The following is a 13,774-nucleotide window of genomic DNA, read 5'->3' on the forward strand; positions in this document are numbered from 1 at the left end:
AACACGCGCCGGGGGCGGTTCTGCCTCACCCCATTTCCGAAAGGAGGGATATCTCGTGAGAACGGAACAGGAGATGTTTGACTTGATTTTGGGCGTTGCCCGAAAGGATGAACGGATTCGTGCCGTGTACATGAACGGATCGCGTACGAATGCGAACGTGCCGAAAGATATATTCCAGGATTACGACATCGTGTACGTCGTCACGGAAACGTCTTCTTTTATACAGGATGTCACGTGGGTCGACGTATTCGGTGACCGTATCATGATGCAGGAGCCTGACAAAAACGACCTGCCGATCGGCATGGACCTGGATGTTCAACGTTCATACGGATATTTGATGTTGTTTGCGGACGGCAACCGGATCGACCTTCACATCGAAACGAAAGAAGCGATGCTTGACCGATACGGCAGCGACAAGCTGACCGTCCCGCTGCTGGACAAGGATGGCTGCCTGCCGGCCATTCCTGCTCCGACGGATCAGGATTATCATGTAAAGAAGCCTACGGAGGCGTTGTATCTGGGCTGCTGCAATGATTTCTGGTGGTGTCTGCAAAATGTGGCCAAAGGCATCTGGCGTGATGAATTGCCCTATGCGAAACAAATGTTCGAAACCGTCATCAGACCACGCTTGGATCAAATGGTGTCTTGGTGGGTGGGCACGAAACAGGATTTCCAGGTTTCCGTCGGCAAAATGGGGAAATACACGAAAACGTATTTGCCGGCATCGTATTGGCAGATGTACGAGCAGACGTATTCAAACAGCGACGATGAGAAGATGTGGGGGTCCGTCTCTGCGGCATGCGCATTGTTCAGGCTGCTTGCGAGAGAAGTGGCCGGGCATTTGGGCTACGTCTACAACGAAGCGGATGATATCCATATGAGCAAGTACCTGGAGCATGTAAGAAATTTACCGCGGGATGCGAAAGGAATCTATTGAAAGAAGTTGGGATTGACAGTCATAATATGGAAATTGTATACTTGCGTAAATTTCACATCGCAAAACGCTTGGATCGGGAATAGTACGGAAACATGCCGTTCAGAGAGCTGCCGCATCGGTGCGAGGCAGTCGGGGGGTTCCGGAAGCTCGCCCGGGAGCGGTAAGGCTGACCTCCGCAGGAGCAGGTCTTAACGGCTGCCGCCGTCATCGGCATGGAGATGATTCGCTGCTTTACGGTGACTCGAAGGTTCAGGAGAACGGCGAATCGAAGAAGAGTGGTAGCGCGAAGGGAAACCTGTCGCCTCTTTAAGAGGCGGCGGGTTTTTGTTTTTCCAACAATCCAAAAAGGCGGTAGGGGAGCATGAGCAATATTATCGATTATTATTCGCAATTTGACGAGTGGGGCAGGCTGGAGCGCGAGCCGCTGGAGTTTCGCATCAACTGGCATTACATGAGGCAGTTCTTGCCCGAGTCGGGACGCGTTCTCGATAATGGCGCAGGGCCGGGAAAATATGCGATGGAGCTTGCCCGGCATGGCTGCCAAGTGACGCTCTGCGACTTGACGCCGCGGCTGGTGGAGATCGCGGAAGCAAAGGCCGACGAACTGGGGCTCCGCGAACGGTTCGATGGTTTCCTTGTCCGCAATGCCGTCAACCTTGAAGGGCTGCCGGATGAGCGCTTTGATGCGTCGTTGATGATGGGGCCGCTGTACCATTTGCAACAGGAAGATGACCGTGCCCGGGCCGTGCAGGAGTTGTACCGCGTCACCAAAAAAGGAGGCATCATATTTGCGGCGTTCCAGAGCACGATGCGCATGACGCTGAACGCGCTGCAGCAGCCGCAGCATTGGAAGCCGCTGGAACGGATGGAGTCCATCCGGGCATTCCGCAGCTCGGGCGTTTTCGATCATGCCGATGAAGGGCGATTCACCGGCGCCTATTATTTCGACGTGCACGAGATTCGGCCGTTTATGGAGAGCCATGGCTTCGAAACGCTGGAGCTGATCGGCTCATCCAGCATCGGCCATCTGCTGAGCCGGGAGCAGCAGCATTATTGGGAGGAACGGGGCGAATCCGCCGAGCTGCTGGAGCTGCTGGTCGAAGCGGCCAAAGATCCGTCCATACTGGGCGTGTCCTCCCATTTGCTGTACATTGGTAGAAAGAAATGAGGATCGTTTGCTGATCTATATATCACCCAAAAAGGAGAATGAACGATGCATTATAAACAAGCAATGCCGCATGATTATGATTTGATTATGGAGCTGTGGAGCAAGTCGGTACAGGCAACGCATCCATTTGTACGTGCGGAAGACCTTCGGCAAATTCACGGGGAAATCCCTGCATATCTACCTCATCTTGATGTACGGCTATGGTATGCGGACAACGATGTTTGCATCGGGTTTTCCGGCGTACAGGGACATCATCTGGAGATGCTGTTTCTGGACCCGGAGTACACCGGCAGAGGGTATGGAACGCAGATCATGCGACGTTTAGTCGGGGAATCCGGTGTGACGAGCGTCGATGTGAACAAAGACAACGGTCCTGCGATCGCGTTTTACAAGAAAAACGGATTTGCCGTGGTTGGCGAGGAGCCTACCGATGGAGAGGGACGTCCTTACCCCATATTGCATATGAAACGGACGACGGGCATGGGCTAAGGCGGGACGCAATGGAAAGAAACCAGAGGAGAGTGGGAGCATGATTACGTACCGTTTTCTCGCAGGGACAAGCATTGAGGTTCTGCATGAGGCGTTTCTAAACGCCTTTGCCGATTATCAGGTGAACATGGACATGCCCTTGGGCAAATTCGGCGAGATGCTTCGCAGAAGAGGATACGAAGAAAATGTATCGATGGGAGCCTTCGCTGGCGAAACGTTGGTGGGGTTCGTGTTAAACGGGCTGCGGAACTGGCACGGGCAAACGACCGCCTACGATTTAGGCACCGGGGTACTGCAGGAATACCGCAGGCAAGGCTTGACCAACGAGATGCTGAAGCGGGTGAGCGCCAGGTTGAAGGCCGATTCCATAGGCGGTTACTTGCTGGAGGTGCTGACCACCAACGCGTCTGCAGTTGATTTGTATGTCAAGCAGGGTTTTGTCAAGACCAGAACGTTGAGTTGTTACCGTTTGGAGCGAAGCCGGCATATCGTACGAGCGACATGGGCGATCCGCGAGGTGGAGCCGTTTGATCCGGAGCGATTCGCGCCGTTTGCTGATTTTGATCCTTCCTGGCAAAATGCGTCTGACTCCATTAACGCCGTTCCGGAAGTTTTTCGTTATGCAGCGGCGTTGGATGGGGATAAGGTCGTTGGTTACGGGGTCATCGATCCCCGGTCGGGAGATGTTCCCCAAATGGCGGTACATCCGGATTACCGGCGCCGGGGGATTGGCGCGAGCCTGCTGGATTGGCTGGTCCACATCGCGGAAGCGCCAAGGATCAGCGTGCTGAACATAGAGAAGGATTGCCGCTCCATGAACGTTTTTTTGAAGGCGGCGGGATTTGAGGTATTTGCGGAGCAGTACGAGATGCTGCGGACCGATCCGCAAAAATGAATCCAGGCTGATCAAGGATTGATCAATACGTTTTCAGCGGGCCGGAAAGATCAATGTCATTTTTATGGTAGGCCATCATTGGCCGGTGGGAAGGAGAATTCCAAAATGGTGTATAACGAACCAACGGCTATGCGATCCGTGCTTAGCCCCAAGTATCTGAAACATGTTCTGGGTGGACAGTACAGCGTTGGGTGCTGGGATAACTGCACTTTTTGGCTGCGCGGATTAAACGATACGTATCGCGTTCAGACGGAGAAAGGGATATATATCCTCCGCGTATACCGTACCGAAGTGACGGAGGCGGATGTCCAATATGAGCTGTCTGTATTGTCTAACCTGCAATCCATGCTTGCGGCATCGCCGTATGCCGATGTGGCTGAAGCCATAACCAAAACAGACGAGAGCCAGCATACCGTGGTACATGCCCCCGAAGGGCCTCGCGTGGCCGTCTTGTTCCGCCATGTGGACGGGGTGGAGAACGTGCTGCGGGACGAGGCATCTTGTCATGCTTTCGGTCAGTCCGCCGCCGAACTGCACGCAGCGATGGATCGGGTGGAGGCGGAACTGCCGCGATACGATCTGGACCTGCGTTTTCTGATCGACGATCCGCTCGAACGGATCGTGAACTACATCGGGGAGCAGCATGCAGCGGCTGCCTTTCTCCGTGCGTTTGCGGAAGCTTTGAAAGGACGCATCGTCCATGCGGCCAGCCAAGGAGGCGGATTGGACTGGGGGCTGTGCCATGGCGACATGCACGGCAACAATAATGCGTTTCAGCAGGGCGGCAAGTACGTTCATTACGACTTCGAGTGGTCGGCGATGGGATGGCGTGCGTATGACCTTGCCCAGGTGAAAATTCGCAAGCGGCAAGCCGAGGAGGACAAGCCGACGCTCTGGCAGGCGTTCATGGCAGGGTACCGCTCCGTGCGCGATTTCTCTGCGGCAGATGAGCAAGCCGTCGACCTGTTTGCCATTGCCCGCAGATTTTGGGTTATGGGCCTCGATGTGGCATTTATCGAGAGCGACATGGGAGCACTCGACTATGGAGAGGATTGGCTGAACGACTTCGTGGAGGAATTCCGTAGTACGAATATCGTGCAGGAGCCAGGTCATTCAAACCCGTTGAGCTAAAGCAACAAATAACCAGAAATGCCCCGGGTGCCGTCCCGGGGCATTTCTGGTTTCATATGCTGTCCGAGTTACGGCCTGAACATTGCCGATTCCACATCAGTGGCTGCTGGACGATGCTGCCGCAGCTGCAGCCCCGGCGGCAGCTGCGGCCATGGCGGCCTGCTGCGCGATAAGCATCGTCGTAATGCTGGTCGACAAGCTTGTCGCAAGCACGCCGCTGCGCAGGTCTTCGACATGGTTGACGGCCGCGAGGGCAGCCGAAAACAGCAGCAGTTCCTGCTTGGTGACCGACCAGGTGCCGAACCCTTTCCGCGTGCGCAGCTCGTCAAAGGTCCGGCTTACGTCATCCACCAGCGTATCCTGTTTAACCGGCAGCAGAGAAAGCACGCCCAAGGTAGGCAGCAAATCTCCTTTATCCATCCGCAAGCTGCGCTGGCGGAAAGCGTCTTTCAATTCGAGCAGCCTGGTTCCGGCATGCGCCGAATCTTCGCCAAGCGTCAATACCTGGGTCAGGGCCTGCAGGCCATTGCCGATCGGGAACTCGCGCCGCAGTTCGGCATACAGCTCCTCCATGCGGATCACGGAGGCTTCAGGCTCAAGCTCGGAAAGGGCAAGCATGGCCGCGAAAATGTAATCGTCCTGTCCCGTGAGGAAGGCATGCTCCGCTTTCATCCGGTCGTAGAACGTTTTGGCCCGCCGGATGACGGCATCGAACCGCTCCTTCGGGGCATGTGCGGCAATCTGGTGGGCTGCGATGACCAAATAATCCGACGTTCTGAATTTGATTTCCTTCATCTGGTCGTAGACCGATAACGTATCGGTGAGCCGGGTTTCCTGATCCGGCGCAAGGGAGAGAAACGCGGCTAGCGTTAGCGATGAATTGCCCCTGAATGCCGAGAACAGGCGAGTGCTTTCCTTGATTCGCTCCAGATTGTGCCGGATGGCTTCGCAGTCGGCGGTTCTGTTTTCGGAAGCAAATAACAGGGCAGCCAAGCGATGAAGAATCGCGTTCTGCCATTTGAACTCTTTTTTGATGGCCTGGGTATTGGAAACGAACAGCTCGACTCGCGCCTCATGCTGCTGCTGCATGTGCAGACCTCCATTTCAAGGATGTTGTGTTGTAACCAGTGTAAAGGATATTCGGGTTTCGTACCATGATTTTACACCCAGCCCGTGAATTCCAGAATGGACGCTTTCGCGGATTGCGCCTCGGATTGGGCCCCTTTGCGCCATTGTTTGGGCGATTCGCCCATAAGCTTGGAGAAGCAGCGGTTAAAGCTGGAAATGGAACGAAAGCCGACTTGCTCGGAGATCGACAGAATGGAGGCGTCCGAGCTTTTCAACTGTTTGCACGCCTCTTCGATGCGGGTGCTGTTGAGGAAATCAAGCGGCGCCGTGCCCATGATGTCATGGAATTTTCTGCGGAAATGGGTCGTGCTCAAATGGCAGAGGTCAGCCAGATCGTCGACGGTCATGGGAGACATGTAGTTTTTGGCGATGTGTTCGAGCGCTGGAGTAATGACCAAATCGCCCTTCGGGCGGGATTCCGATTCGTGCTCTGTCCACGGGCCGCTGCTGGAATGGATGCGAAGGAGTTCGATGTACAAGGACAGCAACAAACCGTAGGCGCTCTCCTGGTAGTAGGCATTCCGCTGCTTCAGTTCCTCCACGGCCGAGGTGGCGAGCGCATGGACTTTGGGATATCGGTCTTTGCTCAAAATGCAGTTCGTTCCTTGCACCGCCCACAGATTCGGCTCGAAGTCGCTGTAGGCGTTTTTCAATGAGTGCTTGAAGAGGTCTTCAGGCGAAAAAAAGATGTAGGACCAGAGGCTGGCCATGCCCTGCGAGCTGTACGTCGTATGAGGAAGGTATCTGGGAATGAAGGTGACATCGCCGGCTTGGAAGGGAACGGATTCCCCTTTGATGTCCATGAAGCCGCCATCCGAATAACAGATGCCGATCTCGAGATGGTTATGGAAATGGAGATGCTCGCTTCGGATATCGGAAATCTTCCAGCGTTCCCCGCTTAACAGCAGAACCGGAAAATCGATGGGCAGGCTATAGTGGCGATATTCGATGACGGGTTTTTTCGGTTTGGGCATGTTCGGCTGCTCCCATGACGTTGATTTGGGTGAAGCGTATGCAAATGAACGTGATGTCAGATGAAACCGTGAAATCAAGATAAATGGTCGAAATTGCGCAGTTTTGTTGCGAATATGCTTAGATGGAGACTATTTTACTGCGTACAATGAAAGAAGTAAAGCGTTTACAAATATGGACGGACAGCTCTCAAGCGCCATTTGAGGGCGTGTGCGCATGAGAGGGGAATCACGATGATTCAATTGAAATATGATCGCGAGCAAATTCTGGGTGTCATCGACAGCGTCGCCAAAAAAACGCTGGCGATGGATTTAACGTGGGAATGGCCATGCGGGGTTGCGTATTACGGCGTATCGAGAGCCTACCAGACGACAGGGAACCAGGAGTATTTGGACAAGCTTGTCCAGTGGACGGACGAATACATCGAGCTGGGTTTGCCGAGCTGGACGGTCAATACGTGTGCGATGGGCCACATGCTGATCACGCTGTACGAAGAGACCGGTGACGAAAAGTATTGGAATATCGCACTGAGCAAAGTGGATTACATCCGCAACCATGCTCTCCGTTTCGGAGACAGCGTGCTGCAGCACACCGTTTCGGTTGCCAACGATTTTCCGGAACAGGCTTGGGCGGACACCTTGTTCATGGCGGCGTTTTTCCTGCTTCGCGTCGGCAGCAAATTGAACGATCAGGACATCATTCAGGATGCCTTGAACCAATATTACTGGCACATCAAATATTTGCAGGACCCGGGCACCGGCTTCTGGTACCATGGCTACAACAATGTGAACAAAGACCACATGTCCGGCTTTTTCTGGGGAAGAGCGAACGCTTGGGGCGCCTACACGATGTCTCAAGTCAAACCGCTGCTGAAGGACTGGTATTTGTATCCGCAATGCATGGACGTGGAGTGTTCGCTGCGGGACCAGCTGGCCGCCCTGAAGACGGTTCAGACGGAGAACGGGTTGTGGCGCACCGTATTGGATGACGAAGAATCCTACGAAGAAGTATCCGCTTCTTGCGGCATCGCGGCTGCGATGATCAACAACGGCAATCCATTACATACGAAGTACGCCCAAAAGGCGCTGGAAGGCATTTTGAACAACATTACCGAAGACGGCCGCGTACTGGGCGTATCGGGCGGAACGGCCGTAATGAAAGACCGGGAAGGCTATCGCAACATTCCGAAAGACTGGATTCAGGGCTGGGGACAGGGCCTGGCACTCGCATTTTTGTCCGACATGCTGAGAAAATAGGAGGGGTTCGCGATGTCCAAGCCGACCAAAGGGGCCTTTACGCTGCCGGGAGAATCCGGTTACGAGGCGCTGACGCTGGAATTGGCCGAACGCTGGGGCGCCGATGTCATTCGCGACAGCGACGGCACGCAATTGTCCGATGAAATCATCAACGCCGGATACGGCATTTATTCGACGATCTGCATCATCAGGGATCATAACGAATGGGCCTCCCGCCATTTGGATAAGCTGCAGCAATGTTTTTTGATCACGCATCCGAAGGTAGCTGTTCAGGATTACTTATCGATTTATATCATGGAGGATTTTTTCGTTGAGCAATTCAGGGTGAACGATTCCAAAGAAGCCTTCAAATACTGGCAGGTGTACGACAGAACGACAGGTCAGGAGGTGCCGCGAGAACAGTGGAATTACGAGCGTGAATCCGGAAACGTCGTTCTTACCGGCATTGTGCCTTGGCATAAATATACGGTCAGTTTCATGGCATACCGGATCTGGGAAGAAATTTCGATGTACAATCACACGACGAACGATTGGGACAAAGAGCATTTAATGCAGATCGATCCGATCTATCCCGAAGCGCAGGCATATTTGCTGAAATGGATGGAGGATTGGTGCGTGCAGCATCCGGAAACGACGGTTGTGCGGTTCACCTCCCTGTTCTATAATTTCGTCTGGATTTGGGGCAGCAATGAGCGCAACCGCCATTTGTTTACGGATTGGGGCTCGTACGATTATACGGTAAGCTCCAGGGCGCTGGATTTGTTTGCCCAACAATACGGGTATGCGATGACGGCCGAGGATTTCGTCAACGGCGGCAAATACCGCGTCAGCCACATTCCGGCCGAACGGCGCAAGCTGGACTGGATGGCGTTCATCAACGATTTCGTGATCGGCTTCAGCAAACAATTGATCGACATCGTGCATAAACACGGCAAGCTGGCGTACGTTTTCTACGATGACAGCTGGGTCGGCATGGAGCCGTACAACGATCGTTTCGAGGAGTTCGGCTTCGACGGCATGATCAAATGCGTGTTCTCGGGGTACGAGGCAAGGATGTGTTCGGGTGTCAAGGTGGATACGCATGAAATCCGTCTGCATCCGTACTTGTTCCCTGTTGGTCTTGGCGGGCTCCCGACCTTCAAGGAGGGAGGCAATCCAACGCTGGACGCCAAGAAATATTGGATTCAAATCCGGCGTGCCTTGCTCAGGGAACCCATCGACCGGATCGGACTGGGCGGATATCTGCATCTGGTGGAGCCTTACCCGGACTTTTGCGATTATATCGAGAAGATTGCCGACGAATTCAGGGAAATCAAAGCGCTGCATCGTCAAGGCAAACCTTATCGGATCCAAACGAAGGTTGCCGTACTGCATAGCTGGGGCAAGCTGAGATCATGGACGTTGTCCGGCCATTTCCATGAAACGTACATGCATGATTTGATTCACGTCAATGAGGCATTGGCGGGACTGCCGGTGGACGTGCAGTTCATCGATTTCGAGGATATCCGCCAGGGTGCGCTGGAGCATTGCGATGTCGTGATCAATGCGGGTACGGCCGGTTCGGCATGGAGCGGCGGAGAGCATTGGAAGGACAACAAGGTAGTCGATTTGCTGACGAAATGGGTGCATGGAGGCGGCACGTTGATCGGCATCAACCAGCCTTCGGCGGTGGAAGGGTACGATACCTTTTTCCGGATGGCACATGTGCTCGGTGTGGATGAGGACACGGGGGCCAGGATAGCTCACGGAAGATGGACGTACGAGGTAGGCGACGAGCAAGGTTTGGTTCCTGAAGGAGCTCATATCGCACCGAAAAACAACATCTATCTTACCGACGGATCGGCATCGGTCATCCATGAAACGAACGGTAAAATCGCGCTGTCCACGCATGCTTTCGGTAAAGGTAAAGGGATCTACCTGTCTTCGTTTGAATTCGGCTGGGAAAACGCAAACATGCTCTTCAACATCATTCGCCATGCCGGCAATGAGCCCATCGAGACGAAATATATGACGGATAACGTTTACACAGAATGCGCCTACTATCCGGACAGCAGCATCCTGGTGGCCATCAACAACAGCGACCAGATTCAACAAACGACCGTGGATACCGAGCATGGCTCACAGACGGTGAAATTGGAACCGTACGATACCCTGATCACCCGGTTGACGGGCAACATGGTTGGTGTGGGAAAGGGAACGGACTCGCGGTTATAATAGAAAAGAGGCTCAAGCTTAAGGCTTTCTGCCACGGCTTGGGTTCTTTTTGCTATGATGGCGATTTAATCCGTTGGGGGGATGAACTTGAAGGCGGCATTCGACGTATTGAACCGTGTGCTGGAAGGACACGTAGGTGCGGATGATTTCATTTCGGAGCAAGATCTATGCGAGCAGGAGCAGCGTTTGGGCATCCGGTTTCCGGACGTTCTGCGAGAATACTATAAAAGATTCGGGAACTGTCGATACATTACGCAGCATTGCAACAATCAGTATGAGCCAATGAGACTGCAGGAGACGTTTGTGCCAGGTCCCGATTTCTTTACGACGGACAAAGCGTTCCTGGTGTTCTATCAATGCGAGGAATCGGTGATCTACTGCGGTATCCGCTTAAGCGATGTATCCATGGAAGACCCGCCCGTGTATCTCTGCGCTTGGAACAATCCCGACTGGTCGCGGGAGAACGAATCATTGTCCAACTTTTTGGTGAGCAAAGCACTCGTACAGATGGCCGTGGAGGACAGATTGCCCTTTTGGGTTATTTTCGATGAAAACATGTGGCGGTTATCGGATTACCTAAGCTACTGGGAGATGGAGGGTGACGCATGCGAAATCAAAGAGACGTCATCCGTGCAGGCGTGGCGTATCTTCTATAGAAATCATGTCATCATTCTGTTTGAAATGTCCCTTGGGGATGACGATGAGGAACTATTGGCCGTGTATCTGGCATCGTTCGATCGGGAAAATATAGCTCGCATGGTGGACACGACCGGGCGGGCTCAAACGCTGCCTGAATACCGGAGCAATATCGTCGTATAGTGGAGTAATGTATTGCGGAATTTCGACGGAGGATCGCGGCTGAGTTGAGCTGGATGTAGTATATTTCGTCTCGGGAACATAGGAACCAGGAATGTGTATCATGTGTAACGAACATGAGCAGCCTTATTTGGAGGGAAATTCTCGAATACGGAGGCGAACGAACCGTGGGCACGCTATTTTGCAGCAATGGCATGTGTATTTCTCAATGGGCGGCGTTTAGCTTGCCTGATGTTCGTTAGCCCTCCATATTTGGCGAAATCATGCAATATAACGTGTCTGAGATTCGTTGGCGAGAGACGTAAACTTGCCATGGGGGAAGGTACAGCCCCGCTAGCTCGGATCAATTGAATGTAATCGTGTAGGATACCGAAGGATATGCGGCTTCCGATCCAGGCACGCGTTCAACCACGGTGATCAATGTTCCCGGTTCATAATAGCCGGAGCCGGTGTTGTAACTGGTACTGCTTATGACGACCGTACCAAGGTCCAGGGTGGTATTGTTGTAGCTCCAGTAGTAATGCAGTCGAAGCGTGTTTGGCGCGGACGTCGTTACTTTTACGCTTGTGCCGGACGTTTTGGCATTAGGGAGTATGTAGGCATACCCTTGGCCCGCGGTAAGTGTATTGGAGTAGCTGCCTCCGTAACTGACAATGGCAGGGTTGGCCGATGCGGTCAGACTGAACATCAACGAGATGCCCATAAACAAGGCAAACAATGCGGTGCTCCACTTTTTCATCAAACGCTCATCCTCTCCAAATAAGTGTTTCAAGTTTAACCAGGTGTAAACCAAAAACCTTTTCGAAACGGATCGGAGCAGCCTCCTTTTTTCGTTTTTTGATAGCGCTGACATGTTGACGTCTATAATATATACCATAAAATTACAGCTGTAAACAGGAAATGCGAACAGCAGAAAAAGACCGCGATTTGCGGTCGGGTTATGGTAAATCTCGTTAAATTTGCATTACAAAATGAGCATTACCATATGTATTGCGGCCACTCCCCCCCCAATGGATATACAATCGATCTGGAGAATACGTTTTTGAATTCATTGTGGGCATGCCCATTGGCTGACCTCGATCGGCTCGAACAAATGCGATATTTCATATGAAATGAGACTGTATTAGGTTCCAAACATTGGGAATGATTGTGGAAAGGAGGGGGTGCATGTACGCTTCCTCACATTCCTTGTTGTATTTCTCCGGCACATCTCGTACAATTTGGTGGAGCAATTCTGCATTGCGTTAAAACATAATAATGAGAAAGCAACATTACACCAAGAAAATGCACAAGAGAAGGGGAGTTTCGTTTTGGAATCGAAGGAGCTTTCACGCGGGCTGAAGCCCCGGCATGTGGAGCTGATCGCGCTGGGCGGCACGATTGGCGTTGGATTGTTCATGGGATCGGCGAGCACGATCAAGTGGGCAGGTCCTTCCGTGCTGCTGGCCTATTTGCTGGCCGGAATCATTATCTTTTTTGTTATGCGCATCATGGGGGAAATGCTGATCCAGGAGCCTGTGACAGGTTCGTTCGCCACATTCGCCCATAAATATATCGGACCGCTCGCCGGATTCCTGACGGCCTGGAGTTACTGGTTCCTGTGGGTTACCGTCGGCATGGCCGAAGTAACGGCGATCGGCATCTACGTCGGGTATTGGTTCCCGGACGTCCCGCAGTGGATTCCCGCGCTGGCCGGCGTGCTGATCATTGCGGCGGCCAACCTGGCGGCGGTGAAATTTTACGGAGAGTTCGAATTTTGGTTTGCGTTGATCAAGGTGGCAGCCATTTTGTTCATGATCGTGATCGGCACCGGGCTGATTTTCTTCGGCTGGGGGAACGGCGGAGAACCGATCGGCCTGTCGAACCTGGTCAGCCATGGCGGGTTTTTCCCGGGCGGGCTGAAAGGGTTCTTGTTTGCGCTATGCATCGTGACGGCGGCGTATCAGGGCGTTGAGATGGTCGGCATTACGGCGGGCGAAGCGGAGAATCCGAAGCATACGCTGCGCAAAGCGATCAAAAACATCGTATGGCGCATCCTGATTTTCTACGTGGGCGCCATCTTCGTCATCGTGACGCTGTACCCGTGGAACGAGGTCGGACAGACGGGCAGCCCGTTCGTGTTGACCTTTGCCAAGGTCGGGATCGTGGCTGCCGCAGGCATTATCAACTTCGTGGTGCTTACCGCGGCCATGTCGGGCTGCAACAGCGGCATTTACAGTGCGGGACGCATGCTCTACACGCTGGCGGAGAATGGCCAGGCACCGGCTTTTTTCAAAAAGCTGTCGAAAGGCGGCGTGCCGCGCAACAGCATCATCGTCACGATATCCCTGCTGCTGATCGGCGTGGTGCTGAATTATTTGATGCCGGACTCCAAGCTGTTCCTGTACATCTATAGCGCGAGCGTTCTGCCTGGCATGATGCCATGGTTCGCGCTGGCGATCAGCCAGTTTGGGTTCCGCAAGCGGTGGGGAAAGGACCTCGAAGAGCATAACTTCAAATCGAAGTGGTTTCCGATCAGCAACTACATCATCATCGTGTATTTGGTGCTTGTCATCATCGGCATGGCGTTTAATCCGGATACGCGCGTTTCGTTGCTCGTCGGTGCCGTCTTTATCGCCATTGTGTTTGTAGGGTATTTTGCGTTCGGCCTGGGCCGGAAAGGGCAAGACCGCTCTTAGAATGTTCAACGTCAGGGGCATTTCTATCGTCTCGCGGCAATGAGCGGGCCTCGCGTATGTCGCAATGCATAACCGCAACCGTATAAGTAT

12 protein-coding genes and 1 other annotated feature are annotated in these 13,774 nt (G+C 53.2%); of the genes, 9 read left to right on the forward strand and 3 right to left on the reverse strand.

The annotated features are described in order from the left end of the window. Positions 1 to 55 precede the first annotated feature (55 nt). The 5 genes from MKY59_RS04050 to MKY59_RS04070 all read left to right on the forward strand — a co-directional run bounded on the left by MKY59_RS04050 (position 56) and on the right by MKY59_RS04070 (position 4,620). Positions 56 to 937 (forward strand): aminoglycoside 6-adenylyltransferase, encoded by an 882-nt coding sequence (locus MKY59_RS04050; RefSeq protein WP_339276109.1) that lies wholly within the window; start codon positions 56 to 58, stop codon positions 935 to 937. Between the two features lie 60 nt (positions 938 to 997). Then, positions 998 to 1,246: a binding site (T-box leader), on the forward strand. 52 nt (positions 1,247 to 1,298) lie between these two features. Then, the gene (locus MKY59_RS04055; protein WP_339276110.1) at positions 1,299 to 2,105 is read left to right on the forward strand and encodes a class I SAM-dependent methyltransferase; all 807 of its coding nucleotides are present in this window, start codon (positions 1,299 to 1,301) and stop codon (positions 2,103 to 2,105) included. 45 nt (positions 2,106 to 2,150) lie between these two features. Beyond that, positions 2,151 to 2,594, forward strand: coding sequence for a GNAT family N-acetyltransferase (locus MKY59_RS04060; RefSeq protein WP_339276111.1), 444 nt, complete (start codon positions 2,151 to 2,153; stop codon positions 2,592 to 2,594). Between the two features lie 40 nt (positions 2,595 to 2,634). Beyond that, the gene (locus MKY59_RS04065) at positions 2,635 to 3,489 is read left to right on the forward strand and encodes a GNAT family N-acetyltransferase (RefSeq protein ID WP_339276112.1); all 855 of its coding nucleotides are present in this window, start codon (positions 2,635 to 2,637) and stop codon (positions 3,487 to 3,489) included. Between the two features lie 105 nt (positions 3,490 to 3,594). After that, the gene (locus MKY59_RS04070) at positions 3,595 to 4,620 is read left to right on the forward strand and encodes a phosphotransferase (RefSeq protein ID WP_339276114.1); all 1,026 of its coding nucleotides are present in this window, start codon (positions 3,595 to 3,597) and stop codon (positions 4,618 to 4,620) included. Positions 4,621 to 4,716: 96 nt separating this feature from the next. Here MKY59_RS04070 and MKY59_RS04075 read toward each other — a convergent pair whose 3' ends face one another. Both MKY59_RS04075 and MKY59_RS04080 read right to left on the reverse strand, forming a co-directional pair. Continuing rightward, positions 4,717 to 5,709: a DUF4003 family protein gene (locus MKY59_RS04075; RefSeq protein ID WP_339276116.1), complete on the reverse strand. Its 993-nt coding sequence runs from the start codon at positions 5,707 to 5,709 to the stop codon at positions 4,717 to 4,719. A gap of 71 nt (positions 5,710 to 5,780) precedes the next feature. Beyond that, positions 5,781 to 6,722: an AraC family transcriptional regulator gene (locus tag MKY59_RS04080; RefSeq protein ID WP_236420663.1), complete on the reverse strand. Its 942-nt coding sequence runs from the start codon at positions 6,720 to 6,722 to the stop codon at positions 5,781 to 5,783. A gap of 231 nt (positions 6,723 to 6,953) precedes the next feature. Between MKY59_RS04080 and MKY59_RS04085 the strand changes: the two genes are divergently transcribed. From MKY59_RS04085 to MKY59_RS04095, 3 genes are all read left to right on the forward strand, one after another. Next, the gene (locus MKY59_RS04085; RefSeq protein WP_339276118.1) at positions 6,954 to 7,976 is read left to right on the forward strand and encodes a glycoside hydrolase family 88 protein; all 1,023 of its coding nucleotides are present in this window, start codon (positions 6,954 to 6,956) and stop codon (positions 7,974 to 7,976) included. A 12-nt stretch (positions 7,977 to 7,988) separates the two neighbouring features. Then, positions 7,989 to 10,190 (forward strand): 1,3-beta-galactosyl-N-acetylhexosamine phosphorylase, encoded by a 2,202-nt coding sequence (gene gnpA / locus MKY59_RS04090; RefSeq protein ID WP_339276120.1) that lies wholly within the window; start codon positions 7,989 to 7,991, stop codon positions 10,188 to 10,190. A gap of 87 nt (positions 10,191 to 10,277) precedes the next feature. Next, the gene (locus MKY59_RS04095; protein ID WP_339276122.1) at positions 10,278 to 11,009 is read left to right on the forward strand and encodes an SMI1/KNR4 family protein; all 732 of its coding nucleotides are present in this window, start codon (positions 10,278 to 10,280) and stop codon (positions 11,007 to 11,009) included. 340 nt (positions 11,010 to 11,349) lie between these two features. On the opposite strand, the gene MKY59_RS04100 is transcribed toward MKY59_RS04095, so the two are convergent. After that, a complete protein-coding gene (locus tag MKY59_RS04100) occupies positions 11,350 to 11,745 on the reverse strand; it encodes a hypothetical protein (RefSeq protein ID WP_339276124.1) in 396 nt (131 codons plus the stop codon). 571 nt (positions 11,746 to 12,316) lie between these two features. On the opposite strand from MKY59_RS04100, the gene MKY59_RS04105 reads away from it, so the two are divergent. After that, on the forward strand, positions 12,317 to 13,684 hold the full coding sequence (locus MKY59_RS04105) for an amino acid permease (RefSeq protein WP_339276126.1): 1,368 nt from the start codon (positions 12,317 to 12,319) through the stop codon (positions 13,682 to 13,684). Positions 13,685 to 13,774: the final 90 nt, after the last annotated feature.

The sequence above is a fragment of the Paenibacillus sp. FSL W8-0426 genome, from assembly GCF_037969725.1.
Lineage (GTDB): Bacteria > Bacillota > Bacilli > Paenibacillales > Paenibacillaceae > Paenibacillus > Paenibacillus hubeiensis.

What these genes read in the sequence shown, in the direction of transcription:
- MKY59_RS04060 (WP_339276111.1), top strand. Translation starts at nt 2,151, where the DNA reads ATGCATTATAAACAAGCAATGCCGCATGATTATGATTTGATTATGGAG.
- MKY59_RS04055 (WP_339276110.1), top strand. Translation starts at nt 1,299, where the DNA reads ATGAGCAATATTATCGATTATTATTCGCAATTTGACGAGTGGGGCAGG.
- MKY59_RS04065 (WP_339276112.1), top strand. Translation starts at nt 2,635, where the DNA reads ATGATTACGTACCGTTTTCTCGCAGGGACAAGCATTGAGGTTCTGCAT.
- MKY59_RS04080 (WP_236420663.1), bottom strand. Translation starts at nt 6,722, where the DNA reads ATGCCCAAACCGAAAAAACCCGTCATCGAATATCGCCACTATAGCCTG.
- MKY59_RS04070 (WP_339276114.1), top strand. Translation starts at nt 3,595, where the DNA reads ATGGTGTATAACGAACCAACGGCTATGCGATCCGTGCTTAGCCCCAAG.
- gnpA (WP_339276120.1), top strand. Translation starts at nt 7,989, where the DNA reads ATGTCCAAGCCGACCAAAGGGGCCTTTACGCTGCCGGGAGAATCCGGT.
- MKY59_RS04085 (WP_339276118.1), top strand. Translation starts at nt 6,954, where the DNA reads ATGATTCAATTGAAATATGATCGCGAGCAAATTCTGGGTGTCATCGAC.
- MKY59_RS04075 (WP_339276116.1), bottom strand. Translation starts at nt 5,709, where the DNA reads ATGCAGCAGCAGCATGAGGCGCGAGTCGAGCTGTTCGTTTCCAATACC.
- MKY59_RS04100 (WP_339276124.1), bottom strand. Translation starts at nt 11,745, where the DNA reads ATGAAAAAGTGGAGCACCGCATTGTTTGCCTTGTTTATGGGCATCTCG.